Raw genomic sequence first — 23,866 nt, 5'->3', positions numbered from 1 at the left:
GGCCGGCGCCAACCACAACCAGATCACAGTGCTGTCCTGGCCCGCGGCGCCAAACTCTGTGTCTGGTATCCAAGCAGCGGTTCGTAGACGAACAAGTACCTGCCGCCGAAGTCGAAGATGGCAGTCAGAGCCGCGTCCAGAAGCGGGTTCCAGACCGGACGGGCGGGTTCGCCGAGCGGCAGCACCGTCGCATGGGCGGCACCAGCTCGGGTGTCGATCGAGATGCTCTCATGAGGAGCGCCGTAGAAGCCGGTCTGACTGCCTGTGAATAGGTCGTTGACCCACCCCGCGGTGATGAGACCCGCGGCGAAGACGTTCTCGCGCTGGGAGAAACCGTTCACGAGATACTGCAAGAACTGGATCACGGGATTTCCGCCCTGGATATAGTCACCGTGTCGTCCGCTCTCCAGGCCCAACCCGTTGAATCGATCTGGACGTGCAAGCTGCAGCTTGTCAGCCATGTCTCCGCCTCGGCTCCAGAAGTAACGATCAGAGGAGATGAGGTAGATCGGCCGGTCATTGTCGCTCGTCAGCTTCCCCAAAGCACCGCTGACCATTCGCGATCCGGAAGGTTCCACTCCATCGAGCATGACGATGCCAACCAGGTCGTCAATGGCGCCGGTTTCGGTCATGAATCCGGCGGCGCTGGTGACCAGCGTCCCGCCGGCGGAATGGCCCACGAGGACGAACCTATCCGGCAGAGTGATCGTGTAGCCTGCTGCGGCACTGGCACTTTGGGTCAGAGCCGACCGCTCGCCGGCGAATAGATCGGCCACCGCGCGGTGCATAGTCGATCCGCCAACCCAGGCGGCGTCGGGGGCGAAGAAATTTGATGACAACGAAGGCGCGACGACGATACTGTGGGTCCGCTCTGCCAGCTCTGCTGCGGTGTAGCTGTACATCGGTCCGCTCGCCAGAAAACCGTGTTGCAAATACACCAGTCGCGTGGACTCGTCGAGCTCTCCCGGAAAATACCAGTCCGCTTGGACCTTCCGGCCGTTGCCGATCGGCAATGTCAGCGACGAGGTCCGGACGGAGACGGTGCTATTAGGCGGTAGCACCGGCGGACCGTCGGCAATATGAATAAGCCCCACAAGCACGTTGAGGATCAGAGACCCGATGACGTTAAGCAGAGTCGGCGGGCGCACCGGTGTCTGCACCACTGTCCCCGCGACCTGCACCAGCGCCGTATCGTTCTCCACTGGAGCAGCGGTGTCACTCTGGTCGCTCGAATCTCGCGTTTCGTTGGTGGAGACGCGCGGCACGTGCACGTTCGCGTCGACTGCAACGGGCTCGCGAGAATCAACGATGCCGGGATCCGCCATAAGATTGCGTTGTTTGCCTGCGGCATTCGACTGGGTGTGGTGAGCCACTGGCGCGGGGCGCTCCGGCAGCGCCTTGTCTCCTGCTGCAGGGATGCCCCGACTGGAATCGTCGGTCTGTCGTCCCACCCCCTCATTTGGGCGCAGGTCTAGGACTTCCTGATCGCCCGTCGTAACAACTGTGTCCACCGGGTCGGATGAAGGACCGACCACTTCTGTGGCATCGACCTCGGAAGCAACGTGACCCTCACCCCCCTCTTCCGCGCGGTCGACGTCCGTACCGTTGTCCTGCGGCGTTGCGGTAGGAGCGTCGGAAGCATCTACGCGATCTGGCGCCTCCTCGCCGTCCTCAGCCGTCCCACGAACGCGCTTCAGCCCAGTCGACGTCCGGTCCGGCGCTTTGGCTGGATCCGCCGCGCTATCCGCGTCGGAAACCGACTCTCCCTGTGCAGCAGCTACATTCGGCGCTGCGGCAAGCCCCCCTATCGATAGTGAGCCGACGACCAGTCCAGCTCCCAGCAACGCAGCAATCTGTCGAGCCACACTCTTCTCCCACCCCTGAACGCATCGATGCATTAAATGTACATAGCTTATTGTTTGTATATTTATAGTGGCTGGCGGGCTCACAGACAAGGCCCGTTGCCGCGCTGTGCAGGGATAGTGTGGATTCCGTGCAATCCGTTTTCGACCGGGGTGAGAACGCGTGCCGGGCTCAGACGGCTCTGTAGACCTTCCGCCAGGCCGTCGCGCGCGTGGGCGGCCGGTCGGCGGCGGCAACACGTCAGAGGAGACGAAAACCGCGTTGATGGACGCCGCCGAACGATCGATTTTACTGCGGGGCTACAGATCTTCCACAATGCAGATCATTGCGCGGGAGGCGGGGTATTCGCGCGCGGCAATGTACCAACAGTTCCCGAATCGCAATGCGTTGCTCGAGGCGTTGGTCCATCGGAAGACTTTGCAACACCAAGCCCAGATCGGCGCACGATTGCCTCGGGACGGCGACCTCGCCGACCTACTCGTCGAGAGCCTCGTCATCGTGGCGAGCGAGCTGATCAGCGATCCGCTACTGCAGACTTTGTCCGAACAGACCGACGACGGCACCGTGGCCTATCTCGTTGCCGGCGATCTGGGTTTACCGGAACAGATCGAGCGGTTGGTCATCGCGATGCGTGCCGGCCACTCGGGACACCAGATCCGCGAGGGGCTACTTGCCCGAGACATCGGACACTTCATCATCACGACGGCACTCACGTTGCTGCTCGGGATCATTCCGGGCACTCAGGACCCAGAGATCGCCCGCCGATACCTCCGAAACTTCTTCATCCCAGCGATATTCGAGAGTGCCCCGGTCCCGGTTGCGGTATTCCCGGCCGAAACGCCCTGATCACGATGCTCTCCTGGCCCCCACGGGCGAGTAGTTCGGCCTGCCGAGGCCGAGGACGTACTGGGCGATCATGTTGCGGAACACTTCCAGGGTGCCGCCATAGATGCCCACCAGCGGCGCGAATCGGTACACGTACTCGGCGGCGCCGTCGTCGGCCGACCCGTCGGTGCCCACCGGCAGCGCCGATGCCGAGCCGAGGATGTCCATCAGATCCGGTGAGATGTCGCGCATGGTCTGCGCGAGCGCCACCCGACCGAAGATACTGGGCGCCGACAGCGACGCCTCCAGGCGGGCCACGCTGCGCCCCAACCGGTAGGTGACCGCCGCATCGTCGATCAGCATGCGGCCGTTGGGATCTGGAACCGTCGATCTCTGAGCGGCCTTGTCGACCGCGGACGCCATGAACATCGCCTGATGCATCATGATCGACACATCCGCCAAACCGTCGTCGGCCGCGGCGACATCGCCGTGTTCGGCGTTGAGCGGCTCGCGGACCACGGTCCAGCCGCCGTTCACCTCACCCAGCCGGTAGCGGTCGCTGACCCGGACGTCGCTGTAGTAGACGATGTTGGTGCGGTCGCCGTCGACGGTGCGGATCCCCTGGATTGCCACCCCGGGCGAGTCGAGCGGAACCAGGAACATGGTGAGGCTCTTGTGTTTCGGAGCGGCCGGATCGGTGTTGGTGATGAGGAAGACGTACTGGCAGTTGTGCGCCCCCGTGGTGAACATCTTCGCACCGTTGACCACCCACTCGTCGCCGTCACGCACGGCACGGGTCTTGCAGGTGGCAACGTCCGACCCGCCCTCGGGCTCGGTGTAGCCGAGACACAACCGGACGTGCCCGCTGTAGACCCCGGGCAGCACTTCGTCTTTGAGCTCCGGTGACCCGAACTTCTGTACCGACTTGGCGATCATCGCCGTGGTTCCTGAGGTCACCCACGGCACGTGGGCGCGACGCTTCTCCAGTTCCCAGATCCGCCGCTGAACGCGCGTGAACGCGCGGGCGGAGTCGGCCTTCCACTCTCGTTCCAGGTAGCCGGCGGCCCCGAGTGCGAGGTGGACGCCCTGGTCGAAGTTGTCGCCGGTCTCCCGGTCGCGCCGGATCACGTCCTCGGTGACGAGTTCACCCAGGAAGGTGCGCGCCTCGTCCTGGAACTTCTGGTCCTCATCGGACAGTGGCACTCGCGAGAAGTCCATGGTCAGCTCCGCCCTTCACGCTCGGCGACGATTGCGGCGATGTACTTGGCGGCGCTCGCCGGATCGCCGCCGGCGATCGCCCATCCCCGCGCCCGCACGAGATACGCGGTCGCCGCGGCCTCGGCGGAGACCCCCAGACCGCCCTGCACGTGCACCGCCATCGTGGCGGCTTTGGCGGCCTCCTCGGCCATGAACACGAAGACCGAGGGCGCCAGCTCTCTGCGCTCGTCGGGTTCGTTGTCGAGGAACCAGGCGGCGCGGCGGGCGAGGTTGCGACCGCCCTGGACGGTGATGGCGATGTTGGCCAGCGGGTGCGAGATGGCCTGCAACGTCGAGATCGGCACGCCCAGCGTGTAGCGGGTTTTCGCGAACTCGGCGGCGATCGTCATCGTCTCCTCGACGAGCCCGACGAGTGCGGCCCCGGTCAGGAGCCGCCATTCATCTAGTGCCCGTTGGTATTCCGCCAATGCCTCAGCCCCGCCAGCGAGCACGGTCCTGTCGTCCGCGGCCCCGGGATCGACCCAGGCCATCGGCAGCTTGCCGATGTTGTCCACGCGGGCAGGCCGGGACGCGAACGTCAGCTGCACAAGTTGGTCACCATCGCGCACGATGACGTGATCGGCGATCGACCCGGCGGAAATCAGCCGCACCCCGGAGACGCTGCCCTGCTGCGGGTCGAGGGCGACCAGCGTGGTGCCGCCGACGACGTCGGGTTCGACCGCCCCCAGGCGTCCGAGCAGGCGAGCCGCGCACACGTGGTCGATCCACGGCACCGGAGCCAGCGAGCGACCGATCTCCTCGGCAACCAGCGTCAGGTCGACGAGCGTCGCGCCGTCCCCACCGGCCACCTCCGGCAGCGCCATCGTGGTCGCACCCATGGCGCACAGGCGTTCCCACAAATTCTTGTCGAACCCCGTTCCCTCGGCGGCGCGCACGGTGTCGATCGTGCAGCGGGTGCCGAAGAAATCCTTGTACGCCGCCTGCAGGGCCTGGTGGTCCTCGGACAGGCTGTAGTCCAGCCTGCGCAGCTCGTAGCGGTCCATGGTCAGGATCCTCCCTGTCCGAAGAAGAACTCGTTCGCGTTGTTGTACAGGTAGTTGTCCAGCACATCCGGCGGCAGATCCAGCGCCAGCGCCTCCGGAACGACCCTGCTCTGCCTCAGCACCGGCCAGTCGGAAGCGAAGATCACCTTGTCCTTGCCCCGGGTCCGCAGGTAGTGCAGCAGGCTCTCCGGCAGCCGCTTCGGTGACCACGCCGAGGTCATGATGCGCAGATTCGCGTATTTGATCAGCAGCCGGATCGCCACATCCCACCACGGATCGGCGCCATGGATCATGCACAGTTTCAGTTCGGGGAAGCGGACGCACACCCGGTCGAGGTGGATCGGGTTCTGCACCTCGCCGGGGATCGGCGGGCCGGGCAGCCCGGTGTTGATGCACAGCGGCAGTTCCAGTTCCGCGCACTTGGCGTACAGCGGGTAGTACACGGCGTCACTGGGCGGGTACATCCCGTCGCCCCAGAAGCTGGGCCCGACGACGGCGTATGCGATGGGCAGATCTGCCACAGCCGTGCTCAGTTCCTTCAGCGCCGGGACCGGACGCAACAGGTTGACGCCGCCGATCGCCAGCGCGAACTTGTCCGGCCGTTGCTCGGCGAACGTGCGGGCGGTGACCGACGGCTTGACCAGGTTGTCCATCAGGATCGCCTTCTCGACACCGTGCTCGGCCATCTCGTCGAGCAGTGCAGGCAGCTCCACCTGGTCGTATAGCGACTGCGGACCCTTGAAGTAATCGTCGCGCACCTTCAGCATGAACTCGGGCTGCCTCGCGGTCTCGCCGAAGTGCACGTTGACCAGGCAGTCGATCACTCGGTTGACTCGCTGCGTCACGGCTGGCCTGCCAGTGCACCGTGCTGTGTCACAAGACTTTTCGCCCACCGGTAGTCGGCCTTGCCGTTGCCCAGCCTGCGCACCTTGTCCACGACGATGAACTCCTTCGGCACCTTGAATCGTGCCAGCTGGGCGGTGCACGCCCGCGCCAGCGCCCGGGCATCGACGTCCGCATCCGGCTGCGGTTGGACCAGCGCGACGATCTCCTGGCCCCAGCGCTCGCTGTCGCGGCCCACCACGAGTGCGTCGGCGACGCCGCTCTCGGCACGCAGCACGGCCTCGACCTCTTCCACGAAGACCTTCTCGCCGCCGGTGTTGACCACCAGCGAGTCGCGTCCGAACAGCCGAAGTGTGCCGTCGGATTCCAGCGACGCCCGGTCCCCTGAGACCACCACCCTGATACCGCCGACCACCGGGAACGTCTTCTGGGTCGCGACCGGATCATCGAAGTACCCCAACGGGATCCGGCCCTTGCGGACCACCCATCCGACGTCGGGCTCGCCTGGTGCGACGAACCTGCTCAGATCGGCCGAGACCAGGTTGCCACCCTCGCGCAGGTCGAACGTCTCGCGGTGTGACCCGCGCTGGTTGTGCCCGAACCCCAGGTTCCCGGTCTCCGAGGACCCGTAGCCGTTGATGATCGTCAGCTGTGGCAGCTTCTCCAGCAATGCGCCCACGTGTTTGGGATTCGTTGCAGCACCGCCGGTTCCGATGGCGTACAGCGACGACAGGTCGTAGTTCGCGCGGTGCAGTTCGGCGATCAGCGGTGCGGCGTAGGCGTCACCCACCATGGTCATCAGGCCGACCTTCTCGCGTTCGGCGGTCCGCCACACCGACTGCGGATCGAACTTCGCCCGGTCGTCGTAGAGCACCACCGCGAGGCCGGCAAGGGCACCGGAGAACACCGTCCACAGCCCTGCGGCGTGCATCAGCGGGGAGACGGCGAACCACGGCGCGCCGGTGTTGCCGACCACCTTGTCGTGGATCTCGGTGGCGGACTCGTGGTCGGCGCCCACCATCGACGACACGTAGGTATCGCTCTGGCGCCACAGCACCCCCTTGGGCCGCCCGGTGGTGCCTCCGGTGCAGTACATGATCACGTCGTTCGGCGATCCCTCGATCCGCTGCTCCGGATCCCCCTCTGCCACAGCGTGGTCCAGCGCCACCGACCCGGGCAGGCTCGCAGTGTCGCTGCCGTCGTCGACCTCGATGAGCAACTCGCAGCCTGCCGTCTGCAGCACGGCGGCGAACTTGGCGCCGAGCGACGCGTGGTAGACGACCGCGCGCGGCTTGACGTAGTCGAGCAGTTCGGCCACTTCGCGCGGCGTGTAGTGGTGATTGACGTTCACCGGGACGGTGCGGGCCTTGAGGCAGCCGACGACGAGCTCCGGGTAGCGGTCGTTGTACATGATCAGCGCGACCCGATCCTGGCCGCACTCCCAGTTCTGCAGTTCGTCGCGTTCCCGGTGTGCACCGAACCCTCGGCCCGCGAGGAAGTTCGCGAACCGGCGGGTGCGCTGCGCCATCTGCCCATAGGTGGTCCGCCGGTCCCCGCACATGATCATGGTGCGGTCTCCGATGACGTCGGCAATGGCGTCGACGACACCGCCTATCGTCCACTCGCCCATCTCAGGCCGACGTCAGCACGTGGGCGCCGATCAGTTCGAGTGCGTTGTCGCGCATGACCTTCCGGGTGTCCTCATAGCTGAACTGGGGGAACTGCGGGATGTCGGCGGTGAACGTCATCGGGTCGGCGAGGCCTTCGCCGTGGGGCCAGTCCGATCCGAACAGGATCTTGTCGACCCCGATCGTGTCGGCGAGCACCTGCACGTCGTCTTCGTAGTACGGCGCGATCCATACGTTGTTCTTGAGCTGCTCGACCGGATCTTCCTTGTAGTGGTACGGCGCGGTGTTGGCCGACTTCTTCAGCCGCTTGATCAGCCGGTAGACGAAGTACGAGCCGTTCTCGATGCTCGCCACTTTGAGCGTGGGATGCCGGGTGAACACCTGGTGGACGATCATGGACGCCATCGCGTCGTGGATCGCTCGGTCGTCGAGCAGGACCTGATCGAGGGGGTCCTTCTTGCCGAACCCCTCGAACGTCGCCTTGCCGCCCCACAGCGCGGCGATCGCGAGGTAACCGCTGTCGGAGAGGTGGAAGACCACCGGAACGCCGGCCTCGGCCAGCCGTGCCCACACCGGGTCGTGCAGTGGGTCACCGAGCGAGCGCGGCTTGACCACACCGGGTACGGGCGCGGGCCGCACGCACACGATCTTGGCGCCCCGGCTCAGCACGAATTCCACTTCCTCTTTCGCCTTGTCCGGGTCGGCCAGCGAGATGATGGGCGCCGACAGGAACCGGTGGTCGGGCCGGTCGAACCCCCAGTCTTCGTCGAGCCAGAGGTTGAAGGCGTGCACGGTCGCCATGGTCGCGTCGACGTCGTGCTTGAGGGCTTCCTCCACCCCGCACGCGAACGTCGGCAGCATGAACACGGTTTCGAGGTTCTGCTTGTCCAGAATCTTCACCCGCGCATCGCGGTTCTGGTACTCGGGATGGTCGGGCAGGCGATCGACTTTCATCAGCGACGCGGGATCCACGCCCTCGGGGATCTCGCCGCGGAACAACAGATCCAGGCACCCCGGCTCGATGATCGGATCGAACGTCGGGTTCGGGATGAAGTGGTTGACCACTCCCCCCATGACGGCGAAGGTGCGCTTGCCTTCGGTGAGCATCTGAACGCCGCGGCGCTTGAACTCCTTGGGCAGGTGCCGCGTGCACGAGTCGATCGGCTCGTAGTAGTGGTTGTCGACGTCGATCGCCCGGTAATCCAGGGGCTGCACGTTCTGATGCTGATCGGTCATGACGTCTCCTCCTGGAGCGGTGGGAAGGTGGGCGGTCGCTTCTCGAAGAAGGCGGTGATGCCTTCGATGAAGTCGGGCCGCTGCATCGACTCGTGCATCAGTTTCTCCGCTGCGGCGCTGGTGTCGTGGACGTTTCGCACAGCGTCGTCATAGAGCTGCCGCTTGATCACCGACAGCGAGCTGGGCGCGCAGTTGCGCGCCATGTCCTCGGCGTAGGCCAGTGCCCGCGGCAGAAGTTCGTCGGGCGCGACGACGTCGGTGACGAGGCCGAGTTCCTTCGCTTCTTCTGCGTAGAAGGTGCGCCCACTCAGCAGCAGGTCCATCGCGGCGCTCCACCCGACGATGCGGGGCAGGATCCACGAGATGCCGTACTCGGCGATCAGGCCGCGGCGGGCGAACGCGGTGGTGAATTTGGCTCCTGCCGCGGCGAACCGGATGTCACACATCAGCGCCTGGGTCAGCCCGATCCCGGCGCAGGCGCCGTTGATCGCGGCGATGACCGGCGTGTGCAATCGGGTGATGAAGTACGGGTGCCGTTCGCCGACAAGCTGTGTCACATCGGTGTCACCGCCGGACGCCACCCCTGCCCCGCTGATCGTGTCCAGGTCACCCATATCGGCGCCGGCGCAGAACGCGCGGCCGGCGCCGGTGAGCACGATGACACGGACGTCGGGGTCGGCCTCGGCGCGGTCGATGCATCGGTAGAAGGCACCGGCCAGACCCCCGCCCCAGGCGTTCATCCGCTCCGGCCGGTTGAGCGTCAGGACAGCGACCCCGCTGTCCCGCTTGTCGAAGAGGACAGCTTCGGCCTTCACCGGCTCCACGACGCGATCGACAGCGCTCACCGGGTGGACCTCCTCGGTTCGACAGATGCTCATACTGTACACCTATCAGTAGGGCGTTCCACACCCGTTGCGCCAGGCCGGACTTTTCCAGCCGAAACACCTGAATCAGCTTTTGGGACAACACCTTCGACCATCTTCAGCCCCGGCGGCCCCGGGCCTCCCGGTCGGGCTAGGTGAAGTCGCTGCCGCCGTCGACGTTGATGTTCGCGCCGGTCATGTACGAATTGCGCCGCGACGCCAGAAACGCGACGACGGGACCGATCTCGGTGGGCAGACCGGCCCGTGGCAGGTGTGCCGGGTGGCCGAAGTGCTCGTCGATGGCGGCCATCAGCGCGTAGGGGTCACCGCCGTCCACGCCGACCGAGGCGGCCCAGCCGACCAGCGCTTCGGTGGCGATGCTGCCGGGCGAGACGACGTTGACCAGGATCTCGTCCCGGGCCAGCACCAGTGACAGATTCTTGGAGATGCTGGTCACCATCGCCTTGGCCGCGGTGTACGCCGGCAGTATCTCGCTCTGGCGCTGCGTCGAGTGGGCCGAGAAGTTGACGATGCGCGCCCATTCCGCGGCGCGCAACATCGGCAGTGCGGCGCGCACGCAGCGCACCATGCCCATTGCGCCCTCGTCGATCGCCTGCCGCCAGTCGGCATCGGTGAGATCGTCGAATGTGCCGCGCACCGTGGGACCGACCGCATTGACGAGGATGTTCAGCCGTCCGTGCCAGCGCTCGCCCACCTCGGCGAAAGCCCGCTGAACCTGAGCCTCGTCCGCGGTGTCGGCGACGATGCCGACAGCGTCCGGACTTCCCCGGTCCTGCAACTGCGTTGCGGCGCCGTCGAGTACCTCCGGTGTGCGGCCGATCAGTGCGATGCGGGCCCCGTCATCGGCGAGGCAGTGTGCGGCCGCAAATCCCATGCCTCGTCCACCGCCGACGACGACGGCGCAGGCGTCCCTCAGGCCGAGATCCATCCCCGGTCAGGTCCGGTCAGGTTCCCGTCCAGTTCGGCGTGCGCTTCTCGGCGAAGGCCGTCGCGCCCTCCATGGCGTCCTTGGACGAGAAGACCGGCATGACGAGTTCGCCCTGCTTCTTCCACATCTCGTCCTCGCTCCACCCGGCGGACTTCACGATGACCTCCTTGGTCACCGCCACGGCGAGGGGGCCGTTGGCGGTGATGCGCTCGGCGAGTGCCAGCGCGCCGGCCAGAGCTTCCCCGGGCTCGGTGAGCACATTGACGAAACCCCACTGCGAGGCCTCCTCGGCGGTGAAGCTGTCGCCGGTCAGAGCCAGTTCGAGCGCCTTCTGGTACGGGATCCGCTTCTGCAATCGGAGCAGACCACCACCGGCGGCGACGAGCCCGCGCTTGACCTCGGGAATGCCGAACTTCGCATTGCGGGCGGCGACCACCAGATCGGTCGCGAGCACGATCTCAGTGCCGCCGGCCAGGGCGTAGCCCTCCACCGCGGCGATCACGGGCTTGCGGGGCGGCCGCTCGGTGAAGCCGATTCCGCGGCCCTCGATCGCGGGAACCTCACCCGCCATGAACGCCTTCAGATCCATCCCCGCGCAGAAGTTGCCACCCGCACCGGTGACGATAGACACCGACAGCTCCGACGAGTTGTCGAGCTCGTCCATCGCATCGGCAAGCCCCTGCGCCACCGCAAGATTGAACGCGTTGCGCGCTTCCGGCCGATTGATGGTGATGACCAGAACCCGTCCCTGACGTTCTACGAGAACCTCGTCTGACACTGCGCCGCCTTTCACCTGTGCACGCTTCACGCCGGTAGAGATGTGGCCGGTCTAACGGTCGAGAAGCTTACTATAGGACTTACAGTAAATGGAGGAACGACCAGTGGCGGCGGCCGGGACCGTGCAGAACGGTAGGGTCACGTCAACCGCCACACAGCGACTCGGATGCAAAGGCGCAGGCCAGGGTACTCGCTACCGGTGACTTCTTGACGACCACCCCGCTCCGGCGGAGCTGCCACGGCAGCATCGAGACGATGGAGGTGCTTTGAGTGGCAAAGCAGGCAACCGCGGAGAAGCGGCAGCGGCGTGAGCGCGGATCGATCAACCCCGACGACATCATCAAGGGAGCGTTCGAACTCGCCGAGCAGGTCGGCATCGACAACCTGAGCATGCCGCTACTCGGAAAGCACCTGGGCGTCGGCGTCACCAGCATCTACTGGTACTTCCGCAAGAAGGACGATCTGCTCAACGCGATGACCGATCGAGCGCTGCGCCAGTACGCGTTCGCCACGCCGTATGTCGAGGCCAAGGACTGGCGCGAGACGCTGGCCAATCACGCCCGAACCATGCGAGAAGCGTTCATGGGCAACCCGATCCTGTGCGATCTGATCCTCATCCGGTCAGCCTTGAGCCCACGCGCGGCGAAGGTGGGTGTGCAGGAGGTGGAGAAGGCAATCGGCAGCCTTGTCGAGGCGGGCCTGTCGCCGGAGGATGCGTTCGACACCTACTCCGCAATGTCGGTGCATGTCCGCGGCTCGGTGGTGCTGCGCCGACTACGCGAGAAGAACCTGGCCAACGACGACGGGCCCGGCGACATCGAGGACACCATGGCGATCGACCCCGAGACCGCGCCGCTGCTGGCCACGGTCATCCAGAAGGGGCATCACCTCAGCGCCGCCGACGATCGCAACTTCGAGTTCGGCCTGGAGTGCATCCTGGACCACGCGGGCAGCCTGCTTGAACAGGCCAAGAAGCCGGCGCGCAAGGCCCCCGCGAAGACGGCCCGCAAACGCTGATTCCCGCCGAGAGTTCTACACCTCGACGATGACGGCGCCGCCCTGGCCGCCGCCGGCGCACATCGCTGCCACGCCGATGCCACCGCCGCGGCGCGCCAGCTCGTAGACCAGAGTGGTGACCATGCGAGCGCCCGACGCCGCGATCGGGTGTCCGAGACTGCATCCGCTGCCGGAGTAGTTCACGAGTTCCTCGTCGAGCCCGAACTCCCTGCACGCGGCGATGGGCACCGACGCGAACGCCTCGTTGATCTCCCACAGCGTGATGTCGGATGCCTTGAGGCCGCCGCGGTCGAGCACCTTGCTGATCGCCTTCAACGCACCGAGACCGCAGTCGCGCGGCGCGACCCCGGCGGACGCCCACGCCTTGACGGTGCCCATCACGTTGAGGCCGTTCGCCGTGGCGTAGTCGCGCTCGACGAGCGCCACCCCGGCTGCGGCGTCGTTAGTACCACTGCTGTTGCCCGCGGTGATCGAGAAGCCCTCGATCTCGGGGTGCAGGACCTTCAGTCCGGCCAGTTTCTCGATGGTGGTGTCGCGACGGGGGAACTCATCGACGCTGAAGTCGATCACCGATCCGTCCGGGAGCTCGACCTTCAACGGGACGATCTCGTCGACGAACTTGCCCGCGTCGATGGCGGCGACGGCGCGCTGGTGTGAGCGCGCGGCCCAGGCATCCATCTCCTCGCGGGTGATGCCGACCGACTGCGCGGTGTTCCACCCGACCGTGATCGACATGTCCTTCGCCGGCGCGTCGGGGGTCTCGACGTGCGTGGGCGGCATCCACCGCTCTTCGAACTTGAGCTCGGGGCCGGGAATCCGCCAGTTGGTCAGCGGCGTCATCGACAGTGACTGGACGCCGCCGGCGATCAGCACGCGCTCCATACCGGAACCGATCTGCGCCGACGCGTTGCCGATCGCCGTGAGGCTGCCCGCGCAGTGCCGGTTGACCGACTGGCCGGGCACGTGCTCCAGACCCGTCGCGGTGGCCGCGTAGCGCGCGAGATCGCCTCCACCGTAATGAGATTCGGCGAAGATGATGTCGTCGATGTCGGAGGGGTCGATGCCGGAACGCCGCACCACCTCGGGCAGCACCGTGGTGATCAGGGTCTCGGGCGGGGTGTTGACCAGAGTTCCTTTGAACGAGCGGCCGATGGCCGTCCGGGCGGCTCCGACGATGACGGGTGTTGGCATGCTCTTGACCTCGGTTTCGGCAGCGACAGCGTGCAGACGAACGTTACAAAACTAGCAGATAGTGTAGTGCCGACAGTAGGTGGGCCAGGTCACTCAGGGCTCACGCGTCGGCTCAGGAACGAAGAAGTGCTCGTCACGCAGCCGGAATGCCTCCTTGGTGCCGTGCTGCGCGCGGGTCTTGACGAAGTTGAACTCGCCGTCGGCGAACTGCAGATTCGTGCCATAAGCGTGGAAGAGATAGCTCGCCACCTCCTCCCCCTGATACGCCTGACTCTGCTCCACGAGCCGGAAGGCCTCCTTGGCGATCACGACACCGTCGGCAGGCATCTTGGCCGCCTTCTCCGCCCAGTACCGTGCGCGGGCTGTGACCGAACCGGGGTCACAGGTCTCGGTGAACACCCCGAGGTGCTCCAGCTCGCCAGCCGCGATGACGTCGCCGGTCAGCAGCATCCGCCGGGCCAGCACCGGTCCGAGTCGGTGGAAGAACATGTGCAGGCTGCCGAGCGCAGGCCCGAGGAAGCGGGTAGCGGGCATCCCGATCTTGGTGTCGCGGGCGATCACCGAGATGTCGGTCATCAGCGCCATCTCGAACCCGCCGCCGAGCGCATACCCGCCGATCTCGCCGACGGTGACCTTCGGGAACCCCATCAGATTGTGATAGAAGCTGAAGGACTTGCGATCCACCGTCAGCCGGCGCCGCTGACTGGGCCGGCTCTTCGCGGGCGCTGTCTCGGCACCCCTCCGCTCGGCGGGCCCATACCAGCCGTATGCGTTGTCCATGTCTGCGCCGGTGCTGAACACGCCCTCGGCTCCACGCAGCAGCACGACCGTGATGTCGTCGTCTTCGGCCGCTTCGTCGAGGCGGCGCGCCAACAGGTTTCGCATCGCCGCGTCGTAGGAGTTACGCCGCGTGGGGTTGTTCAGCGTGATAGTGGCGATCCGCGTGTCCCTGTCGGCATCGAACAGCACCCGATCGTCCTCGGTCGTGGTCATGGTGGACAACCTTTCAGTTCGAGCTCCCGCGCGGCGCACATGCCCGCGCAGATGGTTTGGAGATGACGTGGATCGCTTCGCGCATGGCGGGCGGACTGACACCGAACTCGGCGAACACCGACTCCTGCGGCTGACGAATGCGTGGCGATGGCACTGTTCCGTCGACGCCCTTTCCTTGCTAACTTGTACGGAATAGTAATTGAAGTGCCAACTGTATGGTTATCTGTATACCTCTCGGACAGCCTCGGGAAGGACGTGCCCGGTGCCTGACGATGCGGACGCAGGCCTGGTGCGACAGATCAGAGACGGCGCCGTCCTGCGCATCATCCTCGATCGGCCTACTCAGCGTAATTCGTTGAGCCACAGCATGGTCGACGATCTGATCGAGATCCTCACCGCTGCCGCGTCCGATGATGAGCTCCGCGCGATCCACATCGCGGGAGCCGGCGAACACTTCTGCGCGGGCGCCGACTGGATCGCCACCAACAGCAGCAGCGGCCGCCCCCGCACCGGGCACCTCACCCGGCGCATTCCGCACACGGCCAATCGCGTGATCGACCTGATTGCCACCATCGCGCTGCCTGTGGTCTGCACCGTGACGGGCTGGGCGGTGGGTCTCGGATGCAATATCGCGCTGGCTTCGGATTTCACCGTTGCCGCCACCGACGCCACGCTGTGGGAACCCTTCATCGACCGCGGCTTCAGCCCAGACTCGGGATCGACGTGGCTGCTCCCCCGGCTCGCCGGTGTCGCCAGGGCCAGGCGCATGCTGCTGCTCGGCGAGAAGGTCAGCGGCGCCGACGCCGCCGACTGGGGGCTGATCCACCAGGCGGTCGCACGTGACGACGTCGCCGCAGCCGCCGACGAACTCTTGGGGCGACTGGCATCGGGACCGACAGTGGCGATCGGCCTGGCCAAGCGGGCGATCAACTTCGGCCAGCACGCCACACTGGACCAGTCCATGGCCCACGAGCTGGCAAGCCTTGAATTAGCCTGCCGAACAACCGATTTCAAAGAGGGACTGGCTGCGTTCCGTGCCCGGCGCGCACCCGACTTCGACGGCAGATAGGCGAAAGAAGGCACGTGAACGCTCCCAGCAACTACGACACCATCACCTACGAGGCCGACGGGCACACAGCCACCATCACACTGAACCGGCCCGAGGCGCTCAATGCGCTGTCACCACACATGGTCACGGAGCTGCGCGCGGCGTACGACGAGGCCGAGGGTGACGACGACATCTGGCTGATGATCGTCACCGGCACGGGCCGCGCGTTCTGCAGCGGCGCCGACGTCAAGCAGATCCCCGAGGACGGCAAGGTCATCTACGAACGTCCGTACCTGTCCACCTACGACCAGTGGGAAGCACCGCAGGAGGGCACCCCGCCGTTTCGCCGGATGGCCAAGCCTGTGCTCGCCGCGGTCAACGGCATCTGCTGCGGGGCCGGTCTGGACTGGGTGACCACCGGTGACATCGTCATCGCGTCGGACAGGGCGACGTTCTTCGATCCGCATGTCAGCATCGGGCTGGTCGCCGCACGGGAGATGGTGCGGTTGGCGCGTGCGCTGCCGCGGTCGGTCGCGCTTCGGATGGCGCTGATGGGCAAGCACGAGCGGATGAGCGCCGAGCGCGCCTACGAACTCGGGATGATCACCGAGGTGGTCGAACACGACCGGCTACTCGAGCGGGCCCACCAGATCGCCGACATCGTCAACTCCAATGCCCCACTCGCCGTCCGGGGTACGCGCCTGGCCATCCACAAAACCCTCGACCTGCCGCTGCTGGAGGGCGAGATCCTGGCCGAGACGTTCCGCGAACGCGTTCTCCGCACCGACGATGCGCACGAGGGTCCGCTGGCCTTCGTGGAGAAGCGCACGCCGAACTGGCAGTGTCGTTAGGGGCACCGTGAACTCACCCACGACCTTCGAGACCATCCTGCTCGACCTGGATCACGATGTCCGCGTCGCCACCGTGACGCTCAACCGGCCGGAAGCACTGAACTCCTTCAACCGCATGATGTGTGAGGAGATGAAAGCGGTCTGGCGGATCATCAAGGCCGACGAGCTGATCAACGCGGTGGTGCTGCGTGCCGCGGGTGAGCGGGCCTTCAGCGCGGGGCTGGACGTCAGATCCAGCTACGGCCAGCCGGAAATCGTCTGGAACCACGAAGATCCGGGTGAATTGCTGAGCCCGAAGTGGCAGAAGATGTGGAAGCCGGTGGTGTGCGCCGTGCAGGGCATGTGCACCGCGGGCGCCCTGTACTTCGTCAACGAGGCCGACGTGGTGATCTGCGCCCAAGGCGCGACGTTCTTCGACTCCCACGTCAGCGCGGGTCTGGTGTCGGCCCTGGAGCCGGTCGGCCTGATGCGCCGCGTGGGACTCGGCGACACACTCCGGATGGCGTTGATGGGCAACGACGAGCGCGTCGGCGCGCAGACCGCGTTGCGGATCGGACTGGTCACCGAGGTGGTCGACGAGCAGGACCTCTGGCCGCGGGCACACGAGATTGCGACGACGATCGCCGCGAAGCCACCGACAGCGACCCAGGGCACGGTCAAGGCCATCTGGGAATCGCTCGACAAGCCGTACCGGGCCGCGATGGACCAGGGTCTGATCTACACCAGGCTGGGCAACCCGATCGCCAAAGCCGAACTCGCGGAACGTAACAGCCCGAAGCAGAGTCCTCGGATCCGCTAGTGGCCCATCCCCTCTCCCAACGCATCGACGACGTCCTGGCCCTGGACCCGGCGGCGCGGGCGATCCAGTTCGAGGGCCGCTGGTACACCTGGGGCCAGGTCGGCGCGGCGGCACGGCGCATCGGCGCGCTGGTGGGTACCGGCAGAGCAGGAATCATGCTGCGCAACAGTCCCGCCCACGTCGCGGCACTGCTCGGCGTGTTGTCCGGCGGCGGCACGGTCGTCGTGATCAACCCGTCACGTGGCGACGAGCGCACCCGAGCCGATATCGAGGAGCTGCATCTGCCCATCCTCGTCGGCCTCGCCGAGGATCTCGCCACCCTGGCCCCGGACACGGCGGCGACGACAGTGGCGATCGATGACCTCGACGACGCACCGACCGTCACCTCCGGCCCGGCCCACGAGGACGCCGGACGCGGCGGCGTCGCCGTCTGGATGCTGACCAGCGGCACCACCGGTCCGCCGAAGCGGGTCGATCTGACCTACGACATGCTGGCCCGCAGCGTCATCGGCCGCGAACCGGAGAACGCCGTCGCCCCGACGGAGCTGAGGCACGGCGTCGCGATCGTCAACTCACCGCTTGTGCACGTCGGCGGGGTGTTCCGGGTCCTGCTGTGCGTCGCCGAGGCCCGCTCGTTCGTCCTGCTCGCGAAGTTCGACCTGACCCAGTGGGCCGACGCGGTGCGCGAGCACCGGCCCCGGGCGGTGTCGCTCGTGCCTGCCGCGCTGCGGATGGTGCTCCACTCCGGGCTGACCCGCGAGGACCTCGCCGGCGTGCGCGCCGTGACGTCGGGAACCGCACCACTGTCCGCCGACGACGCGGACGCGTTCACCGAGAAGTTCGGCATCCCCGTGCTGACCTCCTACGCGGCCACCGAATTCGGTGGTGGTGTCGCCGGTTGGACACTGAAGGACCATCGGAAATACTGGCGGGACAAGCGCGGCAGCGTCGGACGTGCCAATCCCGGCGCCCGCCTGCGCGTCGTCGACCCGAACGGAGTGCCGCTGCCGCCCGGGCAGCAGGGGCTGCTTGAGGTCATCCCGGCACAGATGGGTGACATCGAGAACTGGATCCGGACCACCGACCTGGCTCGTATCGACGACGACGGCTTCGTCTGGATCCTCGGGCGCGCCGATCAGGCGATCATCCGTGGCGGATTCAAGGTGATGCCCGACGACATCAAGACCGCGCTGGAGAGTCACCCCGCGGTGGCGGGTGCCGCGGTGCTCGGCACGCCGGACCCGCGCCTGGGCGACACCCCCGTCGCCCTTGTCGAGTTACGCGCCGATGCCTGCGCCGAACCGGCCGAGCTGATCGACTACCTGCGACAGCGCTTAGCACGCTACGAGATTCCCACCGAGCTGCTGATCACTGATTCGATCCCGCGCACACCGTCGGGTAAACCCGACCTGACCGCGGTCCGGCTCTTGTTCGCCGGGCCATGAGCTCGGCCCAGGCTGGCGGGCGCAGTCCCCCGATCACACCACCCCGCGGGCCCGCAGGTCCGCGACCTGGGCGCCCGTGTAACCGATCTCGCCGAGGATCTCGTCGGTGTGCTCACCGAGCAGTGGGGCGCGATGCCGGATCTCGCCGGGGGTCGCCGACAACCGGAAGGGTGTCTCGATGATGGGTACGCCGCGCGGTGTCTCCGGAAACGGGACGCGCCGCAGGTAGCCCATCGCCTGGACATGGGGATCGTCGAGAACCTCCTGGGTCGAATGCATGGGTGCGGCAGGGAGTTTCGCCGCGTCGAGTAGCTCCACCACTTCCGCCCTGGTCTTGTCGGCGCACCACTGGGCCATGATCTCGTTGAGCACGTCGCCGTTGCGCCACCGCAGGTCGTCGTCGGCGAAGCGCGGGTCGTCGAACAGTTCGGGCCTGCCGACCAACAGGCACCACCGCTTGAACATCGACGGACCCGCGACCTGCAGCAGCACCCAGCCGTCGTCGGAGGTCCGGTACAGATCGCAGGGGGCTACCGAGGTTCCCTGGTTCCCCATCCTCGGCTTGTCGGTCCCGAGAAGGTCCCGTTCGATGAGGAAGGCGTTCGACAGCATCATCGCGGTGGGCAGCAGCGCTCCCTCCACGTGCTGACCTTCGCCGGTGCGATCACGATGGTAGAGGGCCATCATCACGCCGATCGTCAACGTCAGCGCGGTGCCGAAGTCGGCGTAGGGCACCACCGTCCGGATCGGCAGCTCGGGCAGGCCCTGCCGGTACACGGCTCCGGACATCACCTGGCCCGCCCCGTCGAAACCGATGCGCCCGCTGTACGGGCCGCCTTCGCCGTAGGCGGTGGCACTGGCCAGGATGATGTCCGCTTTGACCGCGCGCAGCGTCGGGTAGTCCAGTCCGTTGGCTTGCATCCCGGCCGCCGGCATGTTGGCCACCACGACGTCGGCTCCGGCGACCAGCGTCCGGGTGATCTCCTTGCCGTCATCGGTGGTGGTGTCCAGGGTGAGCGAGCGCTTGTTGCGGTTGCACTGCAGGTAGGTGCCGCCTTCCCCGCTGGGGGTGACCGACTGCACCCAGCGGTCTTCGCCACCTTCCCGCTTCTCGACGCGGATGACATCGGCGCCCATGTCCGCCAACAGCGCCGAGCACCACGGAGCTGCGATGAACCGGCCGTAGTCGAGTACCCGTACGCCGTCGAGGACGCCCATGACCCGCCTTTGCAGAGAATAGGACTGTAAGCCTTACAGTATCATTCACGCGCCGTGGGTCAGGCGATGATGCCGCGCCGGGCGAGGTGATCGATCAGCGGTTGCGCGGCCGCGCACAGGTGTTCCGACATCGCGGTGCGGGCGGCTTCACCGTCGCGGCTCTGCAGCGCGGCCAGCAGCAGACGATGGTCGCGCATGGATTGGGCGGGCCAGCCTTCGACGGTGGGATACACCGATTCGAGCGCGAACTTCGTGATCTGGCCCATCAGCTGTGCCAGCTTCGGCGACCCCGCCGCCAGGTTGACTCCGCGATGGAACTCGTGGTTCAGGCGCACCGCGGCTTCGGGGTCGTCGTCCCGGTAGGCCACTTCCAGTTGGTCCTGGACTCGTCCCAGTTCCCGGAGTTGCTCGTCGGTGATGTGCTCGGCGGCACGGCTGGCCAGGACGCCGCCGATGTGGGCCTGGACGTCGGACACGTCGGCGATGTCGCGTCGCGTGATCGGCAGCACGGCGAAGCCGCGACGGGGCAGCTGGGTCAGCAGTCCCTCGGCGCGCAGCCCGAAAAGTGCCTCGCGAACCGGGGTTACGCTGATGCCGAGTTCGGCCGCAAGCTGCTCCAGACGGATGTACTGTCCGGCCGGATAGGTCCCCTCGAAGATGCGCCGACGGACGAACCGTGCCACGTCTTCGGCGAGCTGTGGCCGCGCAGCGAAGTCGGGAATGCTCACCGGATCACACCCGGTAATCCGCCAGTAGGCGCTTGCTGATGATGTTCTTCTGGATCTCGCTGGTGCCCTCACCGATGAGCAGGAACGGGGCGTCGCGCATCAGCCGCTCGATCTCGTATTCCTTGGAGTATCCGTATCCGCCGTGGATCCGGAAGCTCTGCTGGGTCACCTCGGCACACACCTCGCTGGCGAAGTACTTTGCCATGCCCGCGGCGACGTCGTTGCGCTCACCGGAGTCTTTCATCCGTGCCGCGTTGACCATCATCAGATGGGCTGCCTCGACTTTGGTTGCCATCTCCGCCAATTGGAAGGCGATGGCCTGATGCTCGGCGATCGGTTTGCCGAACGTGCTGCGCTGCTGGGCGTAGCGGACGGCGAGCTCGAAGGCCCGGATACCGACTCCGCACGCCCTGGCCGACACGTTGACGCGCCCCACCTCGACGCCGTCCATCATCTGGAAGAAACCCTGGCCCGGCGCCTCGCCCAGAATGTCGGTGGCGTTGGCCCGATATCCGTCGAAGATCATCTCGGTGGTGTCGATGCCCTTGTATCCGAGTTTGTCGAGCTTGCCGGGAATCGTCAGCCCCGGTGCGACTTCGCCGAAGCCCGTGGGCTTTTCCACCAGAAAGGCGGTCAGGTTCCGGTGCGGTTTGTCGGCCCCCTCGTCGGTCCGGACCAGGGTGGCCACCAGCGTCGAACTGCCGCCGTTGGTCAGCCACATCTTCTGACCCGAGATGGTGTAGGTGCCGTCGCCGTTGTTGGTGGCCCTGGTCCGGATCGCGGCGACGTCGGAGCCGAGCTCGGGCTCCGACATCGAGAAGGCGCCCCTGGTCTCGCCGGTCGCCATCCGCGGCAGGAACCGGGTCTTCTGGTCGTCGGTGCCGTGCTGGCGGATCATGTACGCGACGATGAAGTGGGTGTTGATGACGCCGGACACGCTCATCCAGCCGCGGGCGAGTTCCTCCACGCACAGCGCGTAGGTGAGCAGCGACTCCCCCAGCCCGCCGTACTCCTCGGGGATCATCAACCCGAACAGGCCCATCTCTTTCATCGCGTCGACGATCGCCTGCGGATAGGCGTCGGCGTGCTCGAGCTCCTGAGCGGCGGGGATCACCTCTTTGTCAACGAAACGCCTTACCGTCGAGACGATCTCAGTCTGAAACTCGGTGAGGCCCAACGTCTGCGCCAACTTACTCATGCGCGATCCCGCTTCGCTTCTCGCTGTATCTCATTGCGCGATCCCGCTTCGCTTCTCGCTGTAACTCATTGCGCGATCCCGCTTCGCTTCTCGCTGTATCTCATTGCGCGATCCCGCTTCGCTTCGCGCTGTATGTCATGCGCTCACCCTTTCGAACACCGCGGCCAGCCCCTGGCCGCCGCCGATGCACATGGTCTCCAGCCCGTAGCGGGCGTTGCGGCGGTCCAGTTCCCGCGCCAGCGTCGCCAACATCCGTCCGCCGGTGGCACCGACCGGGTGTCCCAGCGAGATACCCGAGCCGTGCACGTTGGTGCGCTCGAGATCGGTTGCGGTGAACCTCCACTCACGCATACAGGCCAGGGCCTGGGCCGCGAACGCCTCATTCAGCTCGATCAGGTCGATGTCGGCGAGGCTGAGTCCGGCCTTGGCCAGGGCGGACTCCGTGGCGGGGACGGGACCGATGCCCATGACGTGCGGAGCGACGCCGGCAACGGCCCAAGACACGACCCGCACGAGTGGACGCAGGCCCAGTTCGGCCGCCTTGTCCGGGGTGGTCACCAGGCACATCGCGGCGGCGTCGTTCTGGCCACTGGAGTTGCCTGCGGTGACGGTGGCCTCTGGATCCGACTTGCCGAGAACGGGTTTCAGCTTCGCCAAGGTCTCCACCGACGTGTCCGCACGGGGATGCTCGTCGGTGTCGATCACGTCCTCGCCCGACCGGCTGGTCACCGTCACGGGAATGATCGTCTCCGCGAGCAAGCCCTCCGACTGCGCTGCCACCGCGCGGCGGTGGGAGCGCACCGCCAGCTCGTCCTGCTCCTCGCGGGAGATCCCGTATTCCCGGCGCAGATTCTCCGCGGTCTCCAGCATGCCGCCCGGCACCGGATAATTCTTGCCACCGGCGGTGGTGCGGCCGCGGGCCAGGGCGTCGTGCACCGCGATGCCACCTCTGGCCCCGCCCCAGCGCATGTCGGTGGAATGGAACACCACGTTGCTCATCGATTCGGCACCGCCGGCGACGACGAGATCGTTGTTGCCGCTCGCCACCTGCATGGCCGCCTGGATCACGGCCTGCAGGCCGGAACCGCACCGACGGTCGATCTGCATACCCGGCACCGTCACCGGCAGCCCCGCGTCGAGCGCGATCACCCGCCCGATGGCAGGCGCCTCCATACTGGGATAGCAGTGCCCGACCACGACGTCGTCGACAGCGTCAGGCGCGACGCCGGTTCTGGCCAACAGCCCCTGCAGCGCAACCACTCCGAGCTCGACCGCGGTCAGCGACGTGAACATGCCGTGATAGCGGCCGATCGGTGTCCGGACCGGCTCGCAGATGACCGCGTCACGCATCACAGATGCCGTCCCCCGGTGACTTCGAGGACGGTGCCCGTCATGTACGAGGACATATCCGAGGCCAGGAACAGGGCAACGTTGGCGACCTCGTCGGGTTCACCGGCGCGCCCCATCGGGACCTCGGCGACCTTGGAATCCCAAATACGTTGCGGCATAGCCTCGGTCATTGCGGACCGGATGAGCCCGGGCTGGATCGCGTTGACCCTGACTCCCAGATACGCGAGCTCTTTGGACGCGGCCTTGGTCATTCCGACGATGCCGGCCTTGGCGGCCGAGTAGTTGGTCTGACCGACCATGCCGACCTTTCCCGAGATCGACGACATGTTCACGATCGCGCCGCGCTTGTTCTCGCGCATGACCGCGGCGGCCGCCCGCAGGCCGTTCCAGGTGCCCTTCAGATGCACGGCGATCACCTGATCGAAATCGTCTTCGCTCATCTTGCGCATCGTCGCGTCGCGCGTGATGCCCGCGTTGTTGACCATGATGTCGAGGCCGCCGAAGCCGTCCACCGCGGCGGCGATGAGCGCATCGACGTCCCCGGAGTCGGTCACGTCGCACCGCACCGCGCGCGCCACCGCGTCGCCGCCGAGCTTGTCGGCGGCAGCCCGGGTCGCGTCGAGGTTCATGTCGCCGAGCACCACTCGCGCGCCTTCGTCGACGAAGCGCTGTGCGATCGCGAGGCCCAGGCCCTGCGCTCCCCCGGTGATCACGGCGATCTGTCCAGTCAGCAATGACATCTGCTCACCCATCCTCGTATCAGTACGGCCACACCGGACGCTA

The 23,866-nt window shown here is 66.4% G+C and carries 22 protein-coding genes; 6 read left to right on the top strand and 16 right to left on the bottom strand.

The window, feature by feature from the left end; translation table 11 throughout:
- Positions 1–23: 23 nt before the first annotated feature.
- The gene (locus EL337_RS29010; RefSeq protein ID WP_048634611.1) at positions 24–1,865 is read right to left on the bottom strand and encodes an alpha/beta fold hydrolase; all 1,842 of its coding nucleotides are present in this window, start codon (positions 1,863–1,865) and stop codon (positions 24–26) included.
- A 262-nt stretch (positions 1,866–2,127) separates the two neighbouring features.
- Between EL337_RS29010 and EL337_RS09155 the strand changes: the two genes are divergently transcribed.
- Positions 2,128–2,709: a TetR/AcrR family transcriptional regulator gene (locus EL337_RS09155; protein ID WP_083443243.1), complete on the top strand. Its 582-nt coding sequence runs from the start codon at positions 2,128–2,130 to the stop codon at positions 2,707–2,709.
- On the opposite strand, the gene EL337_RS09150 is transcribed toward EL337_RS09155, so the two are convergent.
- From EL337_RS09150 to EL337_RS09115, 8 genes are all read right to left on the bottom strand, one after another.
- Complete coding sequence (locus EL337_RS09150) at positions 2,710–3,906, bottom strand: acyl-CoA dehydrogenase family protein (RefSeq protein WP_048634609.1); 1,197 nt, start codon at positions 3,904–3,906, stop codon at positions 2,710–2,712.
- 2 nt (positions 3,907–3,908) lie between these two features.
- Positions 3,909–4,949 carry an acyl-CoA dehydrogenase family protein gene (locus EL337_RS09145; protein WP_048634608.1) on the bottom strand — a complete coding sequence of 347 codons (1,041 nt, stop codon included), beginning with the start codon at positions 4,947–4,949 and terminating at the stop codon, positions 3,909–3,911.
- 2 nt (positions 4,950–4,951) lie between these two features.
- Positions 4,952–5,716, bottom strand: a complete 765-nt coding sequence (locus EL337_RS09140; protein WP_232786895.1) for an amidohydrolase family protein — start codon at positions 5,714–5,716, stop codon at positions 4,952–4,954.
- Between the two features lie 74 nt (positions 5,717–5,790).
- The gene (locus EL337_RS09135; RefSeq protein WP_048634606.1) at positions 5,791–7,422 is read right to left on the bottom strand and encodes an acyl-CoA synthetase; all 1,632 of its coding nucleotides are present in this window, start codon (positions 7,420–7,422) and stop codon (positions 5,791–5,793) included.
- A gap of 1 nt (position 7,423) precedes the next feature.
- Positions 7,424–8,656 carry an amidohydrolase family protein gene (locus tag EL337_RS09130; RefSeq protein ID WP_048634605.1) on the bottom strand — a complete coding sequence of 411 codons (1,233 nt, stop codon included), beginning with the start codon at positions 8,654–8,656 and terminating at the stop codon, positions 7,424–7,426.
- On the bottom strand, positions 8,653–9,501 hold the full coding sequence (locus tag EL337_RS09125; protein WP_048634650.1) for an enoyl-CoA hydratase: 849 nt from the start codon (positions 9,499–9,501) through the stop codon (positions 8,653–8,655). Before EL337_RS09125 ends, EL337_RS09130 begins: the two co-directional genes overlap by 4 nt.
- Positions 9,502–9,670: 169 nt before the next feature.
- The gene (locus tag EL337_RS09120; protein ID WP_048634604.1) at positions 9,671–10,468 is read right to left on the bottom strand and encodes an SDR family NAD(P)-dependent oxidoreductase; all 798 of its coding nucleotides are present in this window, start codon (positions 10,466–10,468) and stop codon (positions 9,671–9,673) included.
- Between the two features lie 16 nt (positions 10,469–10,484).
- Complete coding sequence (locus tag EL337_RS09115) at positions 10,485–11,246, bottom strand: crotonase/enoyl-CoA hydratase family protein (protein WP_048634649.1); 762 nt, start codon at positions 11,244–11,246, stop codon at positions 10,485–10,487.
- 269 nt (positions 11,247–11,515) lie between these two features.
- Here EL337_RS09115 and EL337_RS09110 point away from each other — a divergent pair, with 269 nt between their 5' ends.
- Positions 11,516–12,262: a TetR/AcrR family transcriptional regulator gene (locus tag EL337_RS09110; RefSeq protein ID WP_048634603.1), complete on the top strand. Its 747-nt coding sequence runs from the start codon at positions 11,516–11,518 to the stop codon at positions 12,260–12,262.
- A 15-nt stretch (positions 12,263–12,277) separates the two neighbouring features.
- Here the strand turns inward: EL337_RS09110 and EL337_RS09105 are convergent, their stop codons facing one another.
- Together EL337_RS09105 and EL337_RS09100 are read right to left on the bottom strand one after the other, a co-directional pair.
- The gene (locus EL337_RS09105; protein WP_048634602.1) at positions 12,278–13,453 is read right to left on the bottom strand and encodes a thiolase family protein; all 1,176 of its coding nucleotides are present in this window, start codon (positions 13,451–13,453) and stop codon (positions 12,278–12,280) included.
- Between the two features lie 93 nt (positions 13,454–13,546).
- Positions 13,547–14,446: an enoyl-CoA hydratase/isomerase family protein gene (locus EL337_RS09100; RefSeq protein WP_048634601.1), complete on the bottom strand. Its 900-nt coding sequence runs from the start codon at positions 14,444–14,446 to the stop codon at positions 13,547–13,549.
- A 262-nt stretch (positions 14,447–14,708) separates the two neighbouring features.
- Here EL337_RS09100 and EL337_RS09095 point away from each other — a divergent pair, with 262 nt between their 5' ends.
- The 4 genes from EL337_RS09095 to EL337_RS09080 are packed head-to-tail and all read left to right on the top strand — an operon-like array spanning position 14,709 to position 18,589.
- A complete protein-coding gene (locus EL337_RS09095) occupies positions 14,709–15,515 on the top strand; it encodes an enoyl-CoA hydratase/isomerase family protein (protein ID WP_048634600.1) in 807 nt (268 codons plus the stop codon).
- 14 nt (positions 15,516–15,529) lie between these two features.
- The gene (locus EL337_RS09090) at positions 15,530–16,345 is read left to right on the top strand and encodes an enoyl-CoA hydratase/isomerase family protein (RefSeq protein ID WP_048634599.1); all 816 of its coding nucleotides are present in this window, start codon (positions 15,530–15,532) and stop codon (positions 16,343–16,345) included.
- Between the two features lie 7 nt (positions 16,346–16,352).
- Positions 16,353–17,144, top strand: coding sequence for an enoyl-CoA hydratase/isomerase family protein (locus EL337_RS09085; protein WP_048634598.1), 792 nt, complete (start codon positions 16,353–16,355; stop codon positions 17,142–17,144).
- Entirely contained in the window at positions 17,144–18,589 is a 1,446-nt protein-coding gene (locus EL337_RS09080; RefSeq protein WP_048634597.1) for a class I adenylate-forming enzyme family protein, read from the top strand. Before EL337_RS09085 ends, EL337_RS09080 begins: the two co-directional genes overlap by 1 nt.
- A gap of 33 nt (positions 18,590–18,622) precedes the next feature.
- Here the strand turns inward: EL337_RS09080 and EL337_RS09075 are convergent, their stop codons facing one another.
- The 5 genes from EL337_RS09075 to fabG all read right to left on the bottom strand — a co-directional run bounded on the left by EL337_RS09075 (position 18,623) and on the right by fabG (position 23,823).
- Positions 18,623–19,807 (bottom strand): CaiB/BaiF CoA transferase family protein, encoded by a 1,185-nt coding sequence (locus tag EL337_RS09075; protein ID WP_048634596.1) that lies wholly within the window; start codon positions 19,805–19,807, stop codon positions 18,623–18,625.
- A 59-nt stretch (positions 19,808–19,866) separates the two neighbouring features.
- A complete protein-coding gene (locus EL337_RS09070) occupies positions 19,867–20,535 on the bottom strand; it encodes a GntR family transcriptional regulator (protein ID WP_048634595.1) in 669 nt (222 codons plus the stop codon).
- Positions 20,536–20,539: 4 nt separating this feature from the next.
- Positions 20,540–21,733, bottom strand: coding sequence for an acyl-CoA dehydrogenase family protein (locus EL337_RS09065; protein WP_048634594.1), 1,194 nt, complete (start codon positions 21,731–21,733; stop codon positions 20,540–20,542).
- A 135-nt stretch (positions 21,734–21,868) separates the two neighbouring features.
- Complete coding sequence (locus EL337_RS09060) at positions 21,869–23,083, bottom strand: acetyl-CoA C-acetyltransferase (RefSeq protein ID WP_048634593.1); 1,215 nt, start codon at positions 23,081–23,083, stop codon at positions 21,869–21,871.
- Complete coding sequence (gene fabG, locus EL337_RS09055; RefSeq protein WP_048634648.1) at positions 23,083–23,823, bottom strand: 3-oxoacyl-ACP reductase FabG; 741 nt, start codon at positions 23,821–23,823, stop codon at positions 23,083–23,085. Before fabG ends, EL337_RS09060 begins: the two co-directional genes overlap by 1 nt.
- Positions 23,824–23,866: the final 43 nt, after the last annotated feature.

The organism is Mycolicibacterium aurum (assembly GCF_900637195.1).
Classification (GTDB): domain Bacteria; phylum Actinomycetota; class Actinomycetes; order Mycobacteriales; family Mycobacteriaceae; genus Mycobacterium; species Mycobacterium aurum.
This window is presented reverse-complemented; position numbering and strand designations above follow the sequence as displayed.